This window comes from Paenibacillus thermoaerophilus, assembly GCF_005938195.1.
GTDB lineage: Bacteria > Bacillota > Bacilli > Paenibacillales > Reconciliibacillaceae > Paenibacillus_W > Paenibacillus_W thermoaerophilus.
The window spans coordinates 136,615-155,269 of record NZ_VCQZ01000003.1; the positions used below are offsets into that span (position 1 = coordinate 136,615).

The 18,655-nt window shown below is 60.0% G+C and carries 17 protein-coding genes and 1 riboswitch; of the genes, 6 read left to right on the forward strand and 11 right to left on the reverse strand.

What is annotated here, in order from left to right; translation table 11 throughout:
- The first annotated feature begins 98 nt into the window (after window positions 1–98).
- The 5 genes from FE781_RS03455 to FE781_RS03475 all read left to right on the forward strand — a co-directional run bounded on the left by FE781_RS03455 (window position 99) and on the right by FE781_RS03475 (window position 4,617).
- On the forward strand, window positions 99–905 hold the full coding sequence (locus FE781_RS03455) for a metallophosphoesterase family protein (protein ID WP_138788238.1): 807 nt from the start codon (window positions 99–101) through the stop codon (window positions 903–905).
- A 182-nt stretch (window positions 906–1,087) separates the two neighbouring features.
- Window positions 1,088–1,822 (forward strand): ABC transporter ATP-binding protein, encoded by a 735-nt coding sequence (locus FE781_RS03460; RefSeq protein ID WP_138788239.1) that lies wholly within the window; start codon window positions 1,088–1,090, stop codon window positions 1,820–1,822.
- Window positions 1,819–2,856 carry an ABC transporter permease gene (locus tag FE781_RS03465; RefSeq protein ID WP_138788240.1) on the forward strand — a complete coding sequence of 346 codons (1,038 nt, stop codon included), beginning with the start codon at window positions 1,819–1,821 and terminating at the stop codon, window positions 2,854–2,856. Before FE781_RS03460 ends, FE781_RS03465 begins: the two co-directional genes overlap by 4 nt.
- A gap of 63 nt (window positions 2,857–2,919) precedes the next feature.
- A complete protein-coding gene (locus tag FE781_RS03470) occupies window positions 2,920–3,582 on the forward strand; it encodes a TetR/AcrR family transcriptional regulator (RefSeq protein WP_138788241.1) in 663 nt (220 codons plus the stop codon).
- A gap of 135 nt (window positions 3,583–3,717) precedes the next feature.
- On the forward strand, window positions 3,718–4,617 hold the full coding sequence (locus FE781_RS03475) for a multicopper oxidase family protein (RefSeq protein WP_138788242.1): 900 nt from the start codon (window positions 3,718–3,720) through the stop codon (window positions 4,615–4,617).
- 10 nt (window positions 4,618–4,627) lie between these two features.
- Here FE781_RS03475 and FE781_RS03480 read toward each other — a convergent pair whose 3' ends face one another.
- The 11 genes from FE781_RS03480 to metA form a co-directional block, all read right to left on the reverse strand.
- A complete protein-coding gene (locus FE781_RS03480) occupies window positions 4,628–4,978 on the reverse strand; it encodes a hypothetical protein (protein WP_246068019.1) in 351 nt (116 codons plus the stop codon).
- Window positions 4,979–5,031: 53 nt separating this feature from the next.
- Window positions 5,032–6,462 (reverse strand): methyl-accepting chemotaxis protein, encoded by a 1,431-nt coding sequence (locus tag FE781_RS03485; RefSeq protein ID WP_138788243.1) that lies wholly within the window; start codon window positions 6,460–6,462, stop codon window positions 5,032–5,034.
- 111 nt (window positions 6,463–6,573) lie between these two features.
- Entirely contained in the window at window positions 6,574–6,714 is a 141-nt protein-coding gene (locus FE781_RS17375; protein ID WP_170209404.1) for a hypothetical protein, read from the reverse strand.
- 53 nt (window positions 6,715–6,767) lie between these two features.
- Window positions 6,768–7,328, reverse strand: coding sequence for an RNA polymerase sigma factor (locus FE781_RS03490; protein WP_138788244.1), 561 nt, complete (start codon window positions 7,326–7,328; stop codon window positions 6,768–6,770).
- A gap of 194 nt (window positions 7,329–7,522) precedes the next feature.
- On the reverse strand, window positions 7,523–8,035 hold the full coding sequence (locus FE781_RS17955) for a 3D domain-containing protein (protein WP_138788328.1): 513 nt from the start codon (window positions 8,033–8,035) through the stop codon (window positions 7,523–7,525).
- A gap of 252 nt (window positions 8,036–8,287) precedes the next feature.
- Complete coding sequence (gene thrS, locus FE781_RS03500; protein ID WP_138788245.1) at window positions 8,288–10,225, reverse strand: threonine--tRNA ligase; 1,938 nt, start codon at window positions 10,223–10,225, stop codon at window positions 8,288–8,290.
- A 398-nt stretch (window positions 10,226–10,623) separates the two neighbouring features.
- Entirely contained in the window at window positions 10,624–11,613 is a 990-nt protein-coding gene (gene ytxC, locus FE781_RS03505; RefSeq protein ID WP_170209405.1) for a putative sporulation protein YtxC, read from the reverse strand.
- Window positions 11,614–11,818: 205 nt separating this feature from the next.
- Window positions 11,819–12,958: a cyclic dehypoxanthinyl futalosine synthase gene (gene mqnC, locus FE781_RS03510; protein ID WP_138788247.1), complete on the reverse strand. Its 1,140-nt coding sequence runs from the start codon at window positions 12,956–12,958 to the stop codon at window positions 11,819–11,821.
- A 671-nt stretch (window positions 12,959–13,629) separates the two neighbouring features.
- Window positions 13,630–14,805, reverse strand: coding sequence for a trans-sulfuration enzyme family protein (locus tag FE781_RS03515; RefSeq protein ID WP_138788248.1), 1,176 nt, complete (start codon window positions 14,803–14,805; stop codon window positions 13,630–13,632).
- On the reverse strand, window positions 14,802–15,971 hold the full coding sequence (locus FE781_RS03520; RefSeq protein WP_138788249.1) for a PLP-dependent transferase: 1,170 nt from the start codon (window positions 15,969–15,971) through the stop codon (window positions 14,802–14,804). The genes FE781_RS03515 and FE781_RS03520 overlap by 4 nt, the downstream gene beginning before the upstream one ends.
- A 25-nt stretch (window positions 15,972–15,996) precedes the next feature.
- Complete coding sequence (gene metA, locus FE781_RS03525; protein ID WP_138788250.1) at window positions 15,997–16,926, reverse strand: homoserine O-acetyltransferase MetA; 930 nt, start codon at window positions 16,924–16,926, stop codon at window positions 15,997–15,999.
- A 205-nt stretch (window positions 16,927–17,131) separates the two neighbouring features.
- A riboswitch (SAM riboswitch) is annotated at window positions 17,132–17,256 on the reverse strand.
- Between the two features lie 401 nt (window positions 17,257–17,657).
- Between metA and corA the strand changes: the two genes are divergently transcribed.
- Window positions 17,658–18,593 (forward strand): magnesium/cobalt transporter CorA, encoded by a 936-nt coding sequence (gene corA, locus FE781_RS03530; protein WP_138788251.1) that lies wholly within the window; start codon window positions 17,658–17,660, stop codon window positions 18,591–18,593.
- The last annotated feature ends 62 nt before the right edge of the window (window positions 18,594–18,655 follow it).

The following is an 18,655-nucleotide window of genomic DNA, read 5'->3' on the forward strand; positions in this document are numbered from 1 at the left end:
CGGCATGCTACAATATTCTAGAAGAGCAAAGTTTTCATCGAATCCCATACAACAAATAGAACGGCCGCGATTAAGCGGATCGGAAGGAGTCGGACCTGTTGGAGCGAATCGCCGTCCTATCGGATATTCATGGAAATATGCCCGCGCTGGAAGCGGCGCTGGCGGACATTCGGAAGCGCGGTATATCGCGCATCATCTGTCTGGGCGACCTCGTCGGCAAAGGCCCGGAGCCCGTCGAAGCGATCGAGAGGGTTCGCGAGACCTGCGAGGCGGTCGTGCAGGGCAATTGGGACCACGGCATCACGCTGCCCCAGACAAAGCCGGGCGGCATCTGGCAGCGCGACCGGCTGCGCGACGAAGACGTCGCCTATCTCCTGTCGCTGCCCTTTCACGTCGATCTGCGGCTGAGCGGCAGGCTGATCCGCTTGTTCCACGCGTCCGCGGAAAGCATCTACCACCGCGTGCAGCGGAAGGCGCCGAAGGACGCCAAGCTCGCCATGTTCGATCATACGGCGGCGACCGGAGAAACGCCCGACGGACGAACGCCGGACGTTGTCGTCTACGGCGACATCCATACGGCCTATCACGAGATCGTCTACCGCAAAAACAAATCGGCTTCCCCTCCGGTCAAGCGAGGTCTGCAATTGATTAATACCGGCAGCGTCGGGTTGCCTTACGACGGCATCGCGCAAGCCGGCTACGTGATCCTGGAAGGGGAGAGCGAATCCGGGAGCGGCGGCCGGGACGCCTCGGACGGGAACGCCGCCGGCAGCTTCTCCTTTACGTTCGTCCGCGTTCCTTACGATATCGAGCAGGCCATCGGCATCGCCCGCCGGCTCGGCCTGCCCGATCTGGACCGGTATGCGTTCGAGCTGCGCACGGCGACCGAGCTGAAGCATACGTGACGTGCGCTCCCCCGCCCGCAGCCTGCGAGGATGGGGCGGGGGACGCCAGACTCCGGCGATTCGGAGAAAGCCGGCAAAAAAATGAGTGATTACTCACTTCACAACCCGGCCGACAACAAGTATACTGTTCTTGAAACAGAAAATGAGTGATTACTCACTCTCGTCCCGAAGGAGGTTCACCCATGAGTGACACTTCTCCCCGCGTCTTGGTGGACGGGGCCGGACGCACCATCGACGGCCGGGCCATCTTGTCGGATATCCGCCTCTCCGTCGGAGCCGGCGAAATATTCGGCCTGCTCGGACCGTCCGGCTCCGGCAAGACCACGCTTGTAAGACTGATCGCCGGCATGGACGAAGCGAACGGCGGATCGGTCACCGTCCTCGGCCGCCGCATGCCGGACTGGTCGAATCTGGCGCGCATCGGCTATATGGCTCAATCCGACGCCTTGTACGGCGAGCTGACCGCGGAGGAAAACCTCGATTTCTTCGCCAGCCTGTACGGTCTTCGGGGCGGCGAACGGAGCCGGCGAATCGCCGAAGCGCTGGAGCTGGTCCGCCTCGAAGCCGACAGGCGCAAGCAGGTCCGGCACTTCTCCGGCGGCATGAAGCGGCGTCTGTCGCTCGCCGCGTCGCTGCTTCACCGGCCGGAGCTGCTCCTGCTCGACGAGCCGACGGTGGGCATCGACCCGGTCATCCGCCAGTCGATATGGGCGGAGCTGGCTCGGCTCGCGGCGGACGGCGTCTCCATCGTCGTGACGACCCACGTCATGGACGAGGCGGACCGGTGCCATCGGCTGGGGATGATCCGCGACGGCCGGGTGATCGCCGTCGGCACGCCCGACGAGCTGAAGCGCGAAGCCGGGGCGGACACGATCGAAGCGGCGTTTCTCGTCTACGGAGGAGGTGCGTCATCGTGAGAATCCGCGCTTTGATGCTGCGTATCGTCCGCCAGTTCCGCCGCGACAAGCGTTCGCTTGCGCTGATGTTTATCGCGCCGATGCTGATTCTGTTTCTGATGTCCCTCGTATTCCAGGGCGAACCGTTCAAGCCGGCGATCGCGCTTGACTCGTCCGTCCCGGCCGCGGTCGAGACCCGGTTGCTGGAGCGGGGGGCCGCCGTCGACCGGGACGCGGCCTCCGCGCCGGAGCGCCTGCGCGACGGCCGGCTGGACGCGTACTTGCAACTCGAAGACGGACGGCCCAAGCTGACGATCGAAGGAAGTGATCCGAACGTCTCCCGCGCTGTCGTCACGCTGCTTCAGAGCGTTCTCCAGAGCGTTCGTCCCGAAGCGGAGAACGCGCCCGCACCGCAGGCTCCGGAAGTCGAGTATGTGTACGGCGATGCCGACCTGGCGCCGTTCGATTCCTTCGGACCCGTTCTTATCGGTGTATTCGCGTTTTTCTTCGTCTTCCTGATGGCCGGCGTCGCCTTCCTCCGGGAGCGAACCGGAGGCACGCTCGAAAGGCTGCTCGCCTCGCCGATCCGGCGGTGGGAGATCGTGGCCGGCTATATCGGGGGCTTCGGCCTGTTTACCGTGCTGCAAGCCTGTCTGATCGCCGCCTTCGCGATCGCCGTGCTCGATATGCGGATGGCCGGCTCGTTCGGCTACGTGCTGCTGATCACGATCCTGTTGTCCATCACCGCCCTGTCGCTCGGCGTGCTGCTGTCGTCGTTTGCGAACAACGAGTTTCAGATGATACAATTTATTCCGCTGGTTATCGTCCCCCAGATTTTTTTCTCGGGTTTGTTTAATCTGGATACCATCTCCGATTGGCTGAGCTGGATTCACTGGGGGATGCCGCTGTATTACGGCGCCGACGCCTTGCGCGACGTGATGGTGCGCGGGTTGGGCTGGAGCGCCATCGCCCGGGACGTATTCGTCCTGCTCGGCTTTTCGTTCGCGTTTATGCTGCTGAATGTCGCAGCTCTTCGCAAGCACCGGAAATTATAGACGCCGAACGCGGACAAACCGGCGGCGTTCTTCCATTCGACAATAACGAGGCAGGTGATTCCGATGTCCGAACAACCGAACCGGGACCCGTGGATTCAGGAGCTGATCGACGCTTACAACGGGGATACGCGCATGACCGACAAGCAGATCCGAATCGTCGCGGCCGCGGTCGAAGTGTTCGCCGAAAAAGGATATGCCGCCGCCTCCACCAGCGATATCGCACGCAAGGCCGAAGTTGCCGAAGGAACGATATTCCGTCACTACAAGACAAAAAAAGATTTGCTGTACGCCATCGTGGCGCCGATCATGAGCAAGATGCTCGCGCCGTTTGTGATCCGCGATTTCGTCAAAGTGCTCGACGCTCCGCACGCCACCCCGGAGTCGTTTTTTCGAGCCGTGATCGAGAACCGGATCGAGTTTCTCAAACGGAACCAACCGATGGTCCAGATTCTGCTGCAGGAAATCCCGTTCCATCCCGAGCTCCGGGAGCGATTCAAGCAACATGTGATGCCGCGCGTGCTCGAAAAAATCGTCCCCGTAATCGAACGGTTTCAGCGGGAAGGGCAGATTCGCCCGATGCCTCCGCTGACCGCCGTCCGGTTGTGCGCAAGCGCCGTCATCGGTTACCTTCTCCCCCGCTATATCATGGCGCCGGATGCGGACTGGGACGACCGGCGGGAGATCGACGAGACCGTCGAATTTCTGATGCGCGGCCTTCGGCCATAGACGACCCGCTTAAATCCGCGAACCTCCCGACATCGTCCGGGAGGTTTTTCGTTTGCGCGTCCGGGCATGCCGCCTCCTTATCCCGCATACAAGTAATCATGTTAGCCCTGCGAAACCCGAAACCGGGAGGTACCCATGAACGATACGGTCGTTACGCCGGACATTCCGAACGCCCCGTACGTAACCCGGGGCGGAGTCAAATATTTCGACCTGACGGCGGAGCCTGTTGAACGGGAAATATTGCCGGGCGTCATCCTGCGGACGTGGTGCTACAACGGCTTGCTGCCCGGGCCGACGATTGTGGTCGAGCCCGGAGATTACGTATGCATCCGCGTCGCCAACCGTCTGCCGGAACCCACCAGCGTGCATTGGCACGGATTGTTCATTCCCAATGCGATGGACGGCGTTCCCGATGCCGAACCGTCCCCGCGCATCGATCCCGGCAAATCCTTCGAATACCGGTTCAAAATCGTTAATCCTCCCGGCACGTATATGTATCATTCGCATTGGAGTGCCAGGCAGGAGATGCGGGGGATGGGCGGAGGCTTCATCGTCCTGGACACGAATCCGTACCGGGATCGGGTGCAGCGGGACTACTTCATGATGTTGCAGGAGTTCCGCCTCCCCGGAATGCCTCCCGAGTCGGTCGCCCCCGGGATTTACCCGGCCGACCCGGAATCGGAGAGCTTCAACTTCTTTACGATCAACGGACGCTGCTTCCCGCATACCAGTCCGCTTCAGGTGCGGCAAGGCGATGCGGTGCGGCTGCGGTTCGCGAATTTTATGATGAACGCGCATCCGATGCATCTGCACGGCCATCCGTTCGCCGTGAGCGGGGCGGACGGCCATCCGATCGCCCATGCGAACCGCGTCTGGAAAAATACGATTCCCGTCGCCTCGGGCGAGACCTGGGATGTCGAATTTCACGCGAACAATCCCGGTTCCTGGGCGCTGCACTGCCATATGCCGCACCATACCTCCAACAACAAAGCCCCCGGACTCGGGGGCATGTTTACGAAAATCGTTTATGTGTAGGGGCCGTCAGTTATTCCACGCCGCCGTTGTTGCGGGCGAACAGCTCCTTGGCCGCCTCCGCCTCTTGGCGAAGGAGACGGATTTGCTCCAGAGGTTTCTTGACATGGAGAAAGTACTCGACGGCGAATTGGTGATCCGGCTTTTTCCCCGCAAACATTCTGCGGATCGGGGACATGCGGCGATAAGCCTGCTCCTCGGCCATTCTTTTTGTCAAGTAACGTTCGACGATTTGCTCCAGTTCGGCGATCTTCTGTTCTTTCCGCTCGATATACGCTTGAAGGAACGAGTACACGTCCGCCGGTTTTCGGGAGTTGACGTCCAGCGGCGCGGCTTCCCCCGTCATTCCGCTCATCTTGGACATTGGGATGCCCCTCCCCCTGCTCCTGTGCAAATTTCGCTTTCAATCGCCCATGCTTATCTCTCGCTGTCCACGCTCAAGTCGATGCCGACCACGCCGATCCGTTCGCCGTTTCCTCCCGTTATGGCAAGCGAGACCGTTAGACACGGCCTTTTGGTAATGGCCGACACGTAGATCTCCGATATGTAAAGCTCGCCCTCCATCGCGCGAATCCACCATTCCCGGCGTTTGGCGTTCAGCAGGCCGGCCGCCGGCTCCGAGAATATAAACGTCCCGTCGTCCCGGTTGGACCAGATCGCCTCGATCTGAGCATGCTCCCGTTTGTATTGGCGCAAGATTGCCGCATGGCCATCGGGATCGAGCTTCAGCAAACCTTCTCTGCCGGCGATTCCCCGGATGAGCCGGACCATCTCCTCGCGGGACATCGACAGCCTGTGCTCCGAAGCGTCCGCGCCGAACGCCTGAATCGATTGCACCAGCTCTCCGGACGCCTGCTGGAGGTTCCCGCTGATATCCTGCAGCTTGCCGATCTGGCCGCGCTGGCGGTCCATCAGCTTGACCGTTCCGTCCACCAGCTCCTGGTTGCCGCCGACCGCAGCGACCACCTGCTCCAGCAGCTCGGCCGAACCGGCAGTCAGCTTCGATTGCGACAAGCTGGCTTGCTCCACCGACGCCACCAGATCGTGCACCCGAAGCGTCCGTTGGAAAATCAGATCCATCCGGTCCTTGACCGCCTGCATCTCGGCCATTCCCTGCAGGACGGCCGTCCGTTCGTCGCGCACCGCCCGTTCCACCTGGCCGACGCCCTGCTCGATGGAAGCCAGCAGCTTCGACGACTGTTCGACCGCTCCGTGGCTCTGTTCGGCCAGCCGTCTGATCTCTTGGGCGACTACGCCGAAGCCCCGCCCCGCTTCCCCCGCGTGCGCCGCTTCGATCGAAGCGTTCAGCGCCAGCAGCGACGTCTGGGAGACAACCTCGCGCAGGAACCGGTTGATCTCTTCGATGCGCGAAGCGTGCGACACGAACTCGCTTACCCGTTCACCCATCTCCGCGTTGTCGCGTTCGAGCTTGCGCATGACTTCGTCGGTCGCCTGCAGCGATTTGCGCACCTCAAGCGCAACTTGCTTCGTCTCCTCGCTCTCCCGGCGGAGATCGGCCGTCGACGAACGAATCTGATCGGCGGCAGCCGCCACCTGCTGCAGCGCGGCGAAGGCGCGTTCGATCCGCTCGACCGCCAGCCGGCTGCTTGCTTCCAGTTGGCGTTCCTGCCGGTTGGACTCGTCCGCGATCTCGGTCAACCGCCGGATGGACGCGTTCACCTCCTCGACAACAGCCGACAACCGGTCCGCCACGACCTGGGATTCGTTCAAAAACTGGCGAAGCTGCCTCTCCCGGGGGTCGTTCGAACCGATCTCCCCGGCCGACATGCTGCCCGAAGCGGCCGGTCCGGTCCCTCGGGTCCGCCTCAGCATCGTTCCCCAATTCATCTGTCGGCCCCCTCATGTTAAATTATATGACATATGTTTTGATTATAGGGGAACCCGCGGAAAATGAAAAGAGGGCCGCTGGCGGCCCTCCGATTATGGTTGGGTTTGATATTACTGTTGTTGTTGCTGTTGCTGCTGTTGACCGGATTGTTGTTTCGCCCCTTGCTGAGCCGCTACCTCCTGCGAGAACTCAGCGTCTTGCTGTTGCTGCGGCGTCAGAACTTTGTTTGCTTTTGGGTTTTTGTTCGCCATGACGATCGATCACCTCCCTGCCCCTATAGTGTCTGCCAGAGAGGAGATCTTATTCATGGTTCATCCGGCATCTCCAACAGCAAGCCCGCTTCGTCCAACTGCCGCCGCAGGCGCTGCTTGGCGCGGTGTATTTTGGCCTTGACGGTGCCTACGGGCAGAGAGAGCCGTTCCGCGATCTCGCGATCCATCATGTCGTCGAAAAATTTATGCACCAGAACCGCACGCAAATCCTGCGGCAGATGATCGAGGTTCTCCCACAGCACTCTCCGCAGCAGCAGCAGTTCTTCGAGATCGCCGTTGCTGCGCACCCATTCGCCGGCGGAGATCGCTTCAAGCGACACTTCATGGTTGCGGTATTTTTTGCGGATCAGGTTCAGGCCCGTATTCGTGACCACGGCCTTGGCCCACGCGATTAGCTTACCCTTGTCGCGAAGCGAGTCGCTTTTGCGCAAGATGTTGATCCAAGCCTCCTGGACGATATCCATCGCTTCGGAGCGGTTGCGTGTCATGGAGTAAGCCACGATAAACATGTTTCGGTACAGCTCGCCCACTAACGCTTCGTACTCGTCTCTGGTGTAAGCGCTCGCGTCCTCGTCTCCCGCAATCGTCCACATTTTGCCTCACTCCTGCCATATTCTGACCGATCCCGTTCATCGATCGACTGTATGCGCTTACAAACAGAGTGGACATGATGTTTTATTTTAACATATCTCTCCAAACCGCGAAAGGGAAATAAAACGACAAAGGAAGGTCGTCCCGCCAGCCGCCATCCTCGGAGATCCGTCGGCCGGCGGGGATTGCCTTCGTGTCAGGAGCGGGGAAGGGGGCCTTGCACCGGCAGAGCGATCCGATTGTAGCTTTCGAATGCCGCTTCCGTAAGCTTGCCGCTGCCTTCCGCCAACACAAGCACGCGGACGGTCCGCTTGCCCCACTGCTTATATACGTCCTTCTTCGTATCGAAATACAAGTCGATCTTGCGTCCCTTGATCGCGGAACCGGTATCCGCGACGATGCCGTAGCCGTATCCCGGTATGTAAAGCTCCGTTCCGATCGGAAACACCTTGGGATCGGCCGCGACCGTGGAATACACATCCCGCTTGACCCGCACGCCGGAATAGGTGATCCCGTAATTTTTGTCGCCCGGGCGCTTGCCCGTCGACTCCGGGCCTGCCGTATAGCCCGTCGCCACGACTTCGATCTCCCTCGCCCGCGCCAACTCCCGTTCGTCATGGAGGAACGGCTGCTGCTTGATTCGCTCCATCAGTTCTTCATGCGTCGAGACGACCGGCGCGGAACCGTGTTCCGGCGGATTCTCCGGCATACCGACGGCGGGGGATACAGCTTGCAGATGCCGGGACCGGATGAGATCCGGTCGAGGTTCGCCAACGGTAGCGGCCGCATGGCCGGTATATGCCGCCTTCGCCGGCAGAACCAGCGCTAGGAGCAGCAATAACCGGATGATGACGGGCCGCCTCGATGGGAACGAATCTGAACTCATCATGGAACCCTCCCTATTCAGGAGGGTATCCCAATCTTTCGGCGATTATTCACGCCCGGATCGGTGTGCCGCCGATCAGAACCGCTTGCCCCCGACTTCTTCGTCGATCATGGCCGAGACTTCTTCAATCGTCCGGCTGCCGATATCGCCTTCTCCGCGCTTCCGTACCGAGACGGTGCCCGCTTGCTGCTCGTTTTCGCCGACAACCAGCATGTAAGGCACTTTCTCAAGCTGCGCCTCGCGGATTTTGTAGCCGAGCTTCTCGTTGCGCAGGTCGACTTCGACCCGGACGCCGGCGGCTTGCAGCTTGTCCGCGACCTGTTGGGCGTATTCCGCGTAGTTTTGCGAGACGGGCAGCACTTTGGCCTGCACCGGCGAAAGCCAGGTCGGCAGCGCCCCGGCGAAGTTCTCCAGCAGGAACGCCGTCATGCGTTCCATCGTGCTGATAATGCCGCGGTGAATGACCACCGGGCGGTGCTTCTGGCCGTCTTCGCCGACGTATTCGAGGCCGAACCGCTCGGGCAGCAGGAAATCGAGCTGCGCGGTCGACAGCGTTTCTTCTTTTTTCAGCGCCGTTTTGATCTGCACGTCCAGCTTCGGACCGTAGAATGCGGCTTCGCCTTCTGCTTCGTAGAACGGCAGATCCAGCTCTTCGACGACTTCACGCAGCATGCGTTGGGACATCTCCCACATCGCGTCGTCCGGGAAATATTTCTCCGTGTCGTTCGGGTCCCGGTAAGACAGGCGGAACCGGTACTCGGTGATGCCGAAATCCTCGTACACCTCGCGGATCAGCCGGATCACACGGGCGAACTCTTCCTTGATCTGGTCCGGACGGCAGAAAATATGCGCGTCGTTCAGCGTCATCGCGCGTACGCGGTGCAGGCCGGTCAGCGCCCCGGACATCTCGTAGCGGTGCATCGTGCCGAGCTCGGCCACGCGGATCGGCAGATCGCGGTAGCTGCGCAAGTCGCTTTTGTACACCATCATATGGTGCGGGCAGTTCATCGGGCGAAGAACGAGTTCCTCGTTGTCCAGCTCCATTTTGGGGAACATGTCTTCCTGGTAATGATCCCAGTGTCCCGACGTTTTGTACAGCTCGACGTTGGCCAGAACCGGCGTGTATACGTGGCTGTAGCCGAGACGCTCTTCCTTGTCGACGATATAGCGCTCCATGATGCGGCGAAGCTTGGCGCCGCGCGGCAGCCAGATCGGCAGACCTTGTCCGACCTCCTTCGTGAAGGTGAAGAACTTCAGGTCCTTGCCAAGCCGGCGGTGGTCGCGTTTTTTCGCTTCTTCAAGCAGATGCAGATGTTCGTCGAGCTCGCTTTTTTTCGCGAACGCCGTGCCGTAAATCCGCTGCAGCATTTTGTTTTTGGCGTCCCCGCGCCAGTAAGCCCCGGCGACCGACAGCAGCTTGAACGCCTTGATCTTGCCGGTCGAAGGCAAGTGCGGCCCGCGGCACAGGTCGAAGAACTCGCCCTGCTCGTACAGCGATATCGTCTGGTCGTCCGGGATCGCGTCCAGCAGCTCGATCTTGAGCGGATCGCCCAGTTCGGTATAAATGCGCAGCGCTTCGTCCCGGGTCACTTCCTTGCGGACGATGGGCAAGTTTTCCTGAACGATTTTTTCCATCTCTTTCTCGATGCGCGCCAGATCTTCGGCCGAAATCGGCTGCTCGACATCGATGTCGTAGTAGAAGCCGTCCTCGATGACGGGACCGACACCGAGATGAACCTTGTCGGCTCCGTACAGCCGTTTGATCGCCTGGGCCATCAGGTGGGCCGTGCTGTGTCTCAGCACTTCAAGCCCTTCGGGGTTGTCCAGCGTCAAAATCGCCAGCGAAGCGTCCTGCGTCAGCGCGTAGGACAGATCGACGACCTTTCCGTCGACTTTGCCGGCGACGGCCGCTTTTTTCAGCCCCGGGCTGATCGAGCCCGCGACCTCCTCGACAGTGGTTCCCGGCGCGTATTCGCGTACGGCGCCGTCAGGAAGCGTAATGCGAATCGACATGATGAATCATCCTCCTCCGACAAAATAAAAAAGACCCGTCCGCTAGGGACGAGCCGTTTCGGTCTCGTGGTTCCACCCTGATTCCATACGCGGTTGTCCGCGCATGCTTCCGGCATTCGTTAACGGGAATGACCCGGGGCGCCATACTGCCCGCCCGTGCAACCGACGCAGGATTGCGTGTTGACCAACGTGCGAGGTTCCGCCGCCCGGCTCCGAAGGGGTATATCGCGGAAGGTTGATCGAAGGAGCTTGCAGCCGTGGCTCCTCTCTCTGGACGATTCCGTTCCGGATCGTTGTCTTCGTTCTCAGCCGATATCGTGTGGATCATTTATACGTGTTAATTATAGCCGCTTTGCAAGATCTGTCAAGCGGGCCGGCGGCCATTGCGCCGCCGTCCGTCAGGTCGGTTTGCCGCCCGCCGCGCCGTTCGGCACGGAGCCCGCGGCTTCTCCCGGCGGAGGTCCGAGCCTCCCTTGACAAGCCGGGCAGCCCGTGCATACTTTGGCCCGCGGCTCGAAGATGTTCAGGATCGTCTGTACGACATGGTCGTCCGGCGTCCTGGTGTGCAGCGCGATTTGCTGCGGCGCGACGGACAGCAGCGCGCTGACGATCATATCCTCGAACTGGATGTTCATGTCCTGGACTTCGAGCGTCACTTGATCGAACTGTCCGGGATCGAGAGGCTGCAACCGCTCGTCCAACAGCGTAAACTCCCCGCCGCTGCGATGCAGCAGATGCGCCATCGGAATGCGGGTATCCTGGATGTAGACGAAATATTTAAGCAGCGCGATAAATTCGCGATATTGCCGGTCGGACCAATATTCCTCGTAGGCGCTGTCCACCGTCTCGAACAATTCGTTCAAATAATCGTGCAGCCTGAACCGGACAAAGCCTTCGACGATCAGCAGCGTCTCCCGCTCAAGATACGCTTCGGCCGTCCGGGCGACCATCTGGATGCGGCGTTCCGTATCGTGGCTGGCATCCGCCTTCCACGGTTCGGCGGTTGATCCTGCGCCGCCAGACCGGTTCAACAGTCCCCCGCAATACGCCATGACGCCGTCCAGCTCCTCGCGGTCGGGAGCCTCCCTCTCGTCGTCTCGGCACGTGTCGGAGACGATATCTTCGACGATCGCCGGTTCCAGCTCATCAACCACAAATTCGGCGAATGCCCGGGCCGACAGACGCCAGACCGGTTCCGCGCGGCTCAGCTCGAATCTCGGCATCATCCCCGTGCACAGCAGCGAGATCCCTTCCGTGCCGGTCTCCAGACTCAGCTCCACTGCGGCGCTGGCGTCTTCAAGCGATTCCAGCTTGCCCCGTATCCGTTCCATCAGCGATTGCATCTGCGCTTCAGCCAGCTCGTGCGTCGTTATACGGAACAACTGCATCCGGCATGCCCTCCTGTCCGGGGAACCATATTTGCCGCATCCGAAAAGCTTGCGTTTGCCCAAGAACGGCGCGGCGAAGCCTTGGCGGACCGGCATGAGAAGCTTGCGCCAAACGCGCAGCCTGCCCTCAAACAGGCTTCGATACAAGCTTTTCATACCTAAAGTATATGGTTGGCGGGGGAGGGATATACGGCCGATCGCCCCGTTAATTCTGCATGATGAAATCGCGGTCGATGACCGTCTGCTCGTCGAACACGCGCAAAATGCGGTACTTCGTATCGCGCTGAGCCGGGATTTTGCCGGCCTCGCGGATCAGCCGGGTAATCTGTTCGATGTTGACCTTATGCGTCGTACCGGCTGCGGACACGACGTTCTCCTCCATCATGGTGCTGCCGAAGTCGTTGCATCCGAAGTGCAGCGAGCGTTTGCCGACGTCCGCGCCCATCGTGACCCAAGACGATTGCAGATTTTTGATATTGTCCAGCATCAGCCGCGCGATGGCGACCGCCTTGAGGTAATCGTTCGCTCCGAGCCTCTCCCGCTTCAGGTTCGTGTTGTCCGGCTGGAACGTCCAGACGATAAACGCCAGGAAGCCCGCTGACGGATAACCCTCGCGGATGCAGACGTCCTGCGCGTCGCGCAGGCGCAGCAAGTGCAGCACGCGTTCCTCGTTCGATTCGCCGAAGCCGATAACCATCGTCGCCGTCGTGTTGAGCCCCACCTTATGCGCGGTGGTCATCGTGTCGATCCAATCCTTCCAGGAGCCCTTGAGCCGGCTGATTTTGCGGCGGGTGCGGTCGTCGAGAATTTCCGCCCCCGCTCCGGGCAGCGAGTCCAGCCCCGCTTCCTTGAGCCGGCGCAGCGTCTCTTCCATCGACAGCCCGCTAAGCTGCTTCATCTTCTCGATCTCCGCTACGGAGAACGAGTGCATCGTGATGTCCGGGAAACGGGCTTTGATCTTCCGCAGCAGGTTGAGATAATAGTCAAAAGGAAGGTCGGGATTGACGCCGCCCTGCATCAAAATTTCGGTGCCGCCGACGTCGACGGTTTCCTGGATTTTTTGCAGGATGACCTCGTCTGGCAGCACGTATCCTTCCGGCGATCCCGGCTTGCGGTAGAACGCGCAGAACCGGCAGTATACGTCGCACACGTTCGTATAGTTGATGTTGCGGCCGATCACGAAGGTCGCCATCGGCTCCGGATGATGCCTGAGCATGATCTGGTTGGCCGCCGCCCCGATTTTCTCCAGCTCGCTGTCGTCCGATTCCCACAGCGCCAGCCCGTCCTCGAATGTCAGGCGTTCCCCCGCCAGCGCCTTATCCAGTATTGCGTCGATTGTGCTCATGTGATCCTCTCCCGTATCTCTGTCCTCTGAATCGATTCCGAGCTTTCTTCCGGTCCCGCTTATGCTTCTATGGTAACACAGAACGGGGATGGGCGCATCTGGAGAGAGGCGGCAGTCGCCGGCGGCCGAGGGCTTCGCCGTTGCGCCGACAGGCGGCTCCGCAGTTTGGCCGGGTCAGGCATCTCCTCCGTTGCGCTGTCAGGCGGCTCCGCCGTGGCCGGTCTGGCATCCCCGCCGCATGACGGCGGTCCTGCCCAAGCCCGGTTCGGCAAACGATATTTTTTATCGCTATCCCCCGAATTTTTGTTGATCATGACGAGTTTAGCGATGCTGAATATCGTTAAACTCCCGGTTTGCCGGACTTCCCCTGCCCATTTCTTTTCATTGGTGATATTTTATATCGCAAACGGAACTCGAAACGGGCGACAGGAGAGGGTTAACGATATTTTATATAGTGAAATGGCCTCCTCGCCGCGCCGAGACTTCTACCCCCAATCCGTGCATTGGCCTACGGCTTCTCCTTCGGATTCCCCTCACGGCGGACACCTCGCCCTTGGCTGACGGCAAGAGCCCGCCGGCCTCAGTCCCATGACTCCCGCCCAAGCGTGTCCTTATCCCGTCCGCGCAGAATACGAAAAAACGGCCCGGGACATCGTCCCGAACCGTCTTCTTTATGATTTGAGAGCTCGTTCCAGATCCGTCAGCAGATCGTCGATATCCTCCAGCCCCACGGAATACCGCACAAGCCCGTCGCCGATGCCCCGCTCGTGGCGGACGCTCTTCGGCATGGACGCATGCGACATCATGGCCGGGTACGACAAGATGCTCTCCACACCCCCGAGGCTGACGGCCACAAGCGGGATCGATACGCGGTCAAGCAGCCTCTTGGCCCGCTCCTCGGAGCCGACGTCGAAGGACACGACCGCGCCGTAGCCCCGCGCCTGCCGCTCGTGGATTTCCCTTCCGGCGTGGTCCGGCAGGCCCGGATAATATACGCGCTCGATATCGCTGCGGGAGACCAGCCAGGCGGCCAGCTTCCGGGCGTTCGCCTCGTGGATATCCATACGCGCCTTCAGCGTCTTGATCCCCCGCATGAGCAGCCAACTGTCCTGAACGCCGAGTATGTTGCCCATGCCGTTCTGGATCTGCTTCAACCGGTTGCCCAGCGATTCGTCCGCGACGACCGCCAGCCCGGCGATAACGTCGCTGTGGCCGCCCAGGAACTTCGTCGCGCTGTGCAGCACGATATCGACGCCGAGCTCGATGGGCCGCTGGTAATACGGCGTCATAAACGTATTGTCCAGCATCGTCAGCAAGCCGTGCTGCTTCGCCCACGAAGCGACGGCGGCGATGTCCGTAATCTTCAGCGTCGGATTGGACGGCGTCTCGAGGAACACCGCTTTCGTGTTGGGTTTCCGCGCCGCCGTCACCGCATCGAGATCGGTCATGTCGACAAACGTCGTCTCGATGTTCATCCGGTTCAGGATGGTTGTCAGCAGCCGGTACGTGCCGCCGTAGACGTCCTCCGTGCAGATGACGTGATCTCCCGCCGACAGCAGCATAAACGCGCTGCTGATCGCGGCCATGCCGGAAGCGAACGCGAAGCCGCGCGTTCCGCCTTCGAGCAGCGCGATCTGCGTCTCCAGCGCTTCCCGGGTCGGATTGCCCGACCGGGCGTAATCGTATGCCATCTGCTTGTCGATCGTGTCGTGATGGAACGTCGACGCCTGATAGATCGGCACGCTGGATGCTCCCGTCGACGCGTCGATCTCCGCTCCGAAATGGATCAGATGCGTCGCGAACGCTTTTTCTCTTCCTTCCGGCCATTGCCGATCTCCGCCGCTCATACCGACACCCCGCCTTCCACTTCGGCGCGGGCCCGCTCGAACGCGTTCGCCAGATCCGCGATCAGATCGTCCACATGCTCGATGCCGACGCTGAATCGCAGCAGCTTGTCGTCCACGCCGATCTTGTTGCGGATTTCCACGGGAATATCCGCGTGCGTCTGCACCGCCGGATACGTCATCAAGGACTCGACGCCGCCCAGCGATTCGGCGAAAGCGATCAGCCGGATATGGCGCAGGATCGGCTCCACGTACCGGGCGTCCTTCACCTTGAAGGAGAAGATGCCGGTGTTGCCGGAGGATTGGGCGTTCTGAACCGCATGGCCCGGATGGTCCGGCAGCGCGGGGTAATACACCCGCTCGACGGCTTCGTGCCCGAGCAGCCATTCGGCGATACGCGTCGCGTTATACTGGTGGCGCTCCATGCGCACCGCCAGCGTCTTCATGCCCCGGGCCAGCAGCCAACTGTCCTGGGGGCCCAGGACGGCGCCGATGGAATTGTGCAGAAACGCCATCCGGTCGGAAAGCTCCTGGCCCTTCGTGACGATCAGCCCGGCCAGCACGTCGTTGTGCCCGCCCAAATATTTGGTGGCGCTATGGATGACGATATCCGCGCCCAGCTCGATCGGACGCTGGAAAAACGGCGTCAGCAGCGTATTGTCCACAATCGTCAGCAACCCGTGTTTTTTCGCCCAGGCCGATACGGCCGCCAGATCCGTGATCATCATCAGCGGGTTCGTCGGCGTCTCGATCAGCACGGCTTTTGTCTCCGGCCGGCGATTCGCTTCGAGTTCGTCCAGCTTGTCCGTGTCCACATAGGTAGCCGTTACGCCGAACCGCTTCATGACCTGTTCCATTAGCCTGTAGGTGCCGCCGTACAGATCCAGCGACACCAGCAGATGATCGCCTTGCGAGAACAGGGCGAAGATCGTCTGAAGCGCCGCCATGCCGCTGCTGCAGGCAAAACCGCGATCCCCGGACTCCAAATCGGCGATCGCCTCCTCGAGCACGGTGCGGGTCGGGTTTTTCGTGCGGGTATAATCGAACCCCGTGCTTTGGCCGAGCTTGGGATGCCGGTAGGCCGTGGCGTTGTAGATCGGGTAGCTCACGGCCCCCGTAACGGGCTCGGATTGCGAGCCGATTTGCGCTAGTCGGCTTTCGATTTTCATAAACGGGCTGCACTCCTTCTAAGGCTTAAAGCTTGATTTTCTTTCGCTCGGGCAGATCGTACGGCGTTTCCTGGTACACGTAGTAGTTCAGCCAGTTGGAGAACAGCAGATTGGCGTGCGCGCGCCAGGACACCAGCGGATATTTCTCCGGATTGTTGTCGGGGAAATAATTTTTCGGCACGTCGATCGCCAAGCCTTTGGCTCTGTCGCGGTCGTATTCCCATTTGAGCGTCATGGCGTCGTATTCCGAATGGCCGGTCACGAAAATATGCTTGCCGTCCCGCGTCGCCACGATATACACGCCCGCTTCCTCCGATTCGGAGAGAATCTCGAGCTCCGGCACCCGTTCGATATCCTCCCGGCGCACCTCGGTATGCCGGGACTGCGGCACGAAGAACAGTTCGTCGAAGCCTCTCAGCAGCTTGACGTTGGCTTTCGTCACCACATGCGGGAATACGCCGAACAGCTTTTCCTTGAGCAAATATTTCGGCACGCCGAAGTGATGGTACAGTCCGGCCTGCGCCCCCCAGCAAATGTAGAGCGTGGAGGTGACGTTTGTCGTCGTCCAGTCCATGATGCTCCGGAGCTCGGGCCAATAATCAACTTCTTCGAACGGCAGCGTCTCGACGGGAGCCCCCGTAATGATCATGCCGTCGAAAAACTCGTCCCGCACGTCCTCGAACGTTTTGTAAAATTGCTCCAGATGCTCGGCCGACGTATTTTTGGAGATGTGCGACTTCGGATGAAGCAGAACGAACTCGACCTGCAGCGGCGTATTGCCGAGCAGACGGAGAATCTGGGTCTCGGTCGTTTCCTTGGTCGGCATCAGGTTCAGGATGGCGATCCGCAAGGCGCGGATATCCTGATGGAAGGCGACGCTTTCGTCCATCACGAAGATGTTCTCGTTGACAAGCACTTCCTTCGCCGGCAAGTTGTCGGGAATTTTAATCGGCACGGTCAGCCCTCCTGTAGGGAAGTGACTTCTATCTCAAGCAGCCTTGACGAGCGGGCGCCTTCGAAGCTTCGATCCGCCGCCGGCTTAGGGGAACGGCCGCGATACCGCGAGCTGATCGCGCATCCGCAAGCTTCTCGCCGTCGGATACGATGAAGAAGGGCCTTTCTCAACGAGAAAGGCCCTTTATGCGCGCGCATGTCGTCCTCTCTCATCTCTCAGCGGCGCCAAGGCGTCGCTGCAAGATTTAGCACCGTGCGCTCGCCCCTGCCGGGGCGTTGGCCGGTTGCCGGGTATCATCGGGCTAGTCCCTCCACCTGCTCTTGATAAGAGTCGTTCCTATGCGGTTTTATTTTAATCGGATTTAATCTGCATCGTAACCGAAATACATCCCGGAGTCAAGAGGCATTCTTCAAGAATACGGGGCAACCCTTCGCAACCGGAGCGCCTCCCTCTCCGGCCGGCATTTGTCCGCTTGCCCATTGACGGCCGTCTTGTCGTACAACCGGCCGAGCGGTATACTAGGAGCAGTTACGATGTCTGATGACCAAGGGGAGGGGCAGGCATGGACGGGGACCGATCGTGCGGCCGAAGTCGATCTCGAATCGGACAACTGCATACGCGTCGGAACCGGAGAAGCCTGCGGCCCGTCTCTCTTTGCTCGTAAGGGATCGCAGTCCTGGCTGCTCCGGCTTCCGGCGTTTTTCCATGAACGACTAAAGGAGTGGCGAAGGATGAAAATTCGTTTGGTGCAAAACGGCATATTTACGCCGGTGGAGGAATTGTCGCTGACAACCGTCCCGCCGGAGGACGGATTTTATTGGATCGAAGCGGATGTCGAGGATTTGACGGAGCTTCAGGAGACGTTCGGGCTGCATGAGCTCGCGGTCGAGGACACGATCGACGAGGAGGAGCAGCGGCCCAAAATCGAAATTTACGACAATCATTACTTTATCGTCATCAACAGCATCCGGTTCGACGATGAGGAAATTTACTTGCGGGCCCTCAACGTGTTTTTGTTCAAGCATCTGGTCATAACGGTCACCCGGCAAAAAATCAGCGAGCTGCGCACCATCAAGCCGATTCTGCTGAGGGAGCAGGTCAATTCCGCCGATTACTTCCTCTACCACGTCATCGACCTCGTCGTCGACAACTACAGCCATGTCGCCGACCGAATCGAAGCCCGGATCGAAAAGCTCGAAGAAGACATCCTGATGCACACGAAAAAAAGCCATCTGAACGAAATTATCGGTCTGCGGAGCGAAATTCTCTGGCTCAAGAAAGCGCTCGGTCCGCAGCGCGAATTGATCTGGACGTTAAACAAAAAGGATCTGAAGCTGATCGACGGCCAGCTCCAGAAATATTTCAGCGACATTCACGAGAACGCGGTGAAAACGGCGGAAACCTTCGACACGTTCCGCGATTTGATGGGCAACTTGCGCGAAGCCTACCAGTCGAGCCTGTCGAACCGGGCCAACGAAATCATGCGGGTGTTTACGGCGATGACGACGATTTTCATGCCGCTTACCGTCATCACCGGCATCTACGGCATGAACTTCGACAATATCCCGGAAACCCACATGGAATACGGCTATTACTTCGTCTTGGGCATCATGCTGGTGGTCGCCGTGTCGTTTTTCTGGTTTTTCAAGAAAAAGGATTGGATCTGAAGGAGGCCTTGCGGCCTCCTTTCTTCGTCTGGAACGGGTTCCGACAAGCGTGCCGGGCGCGC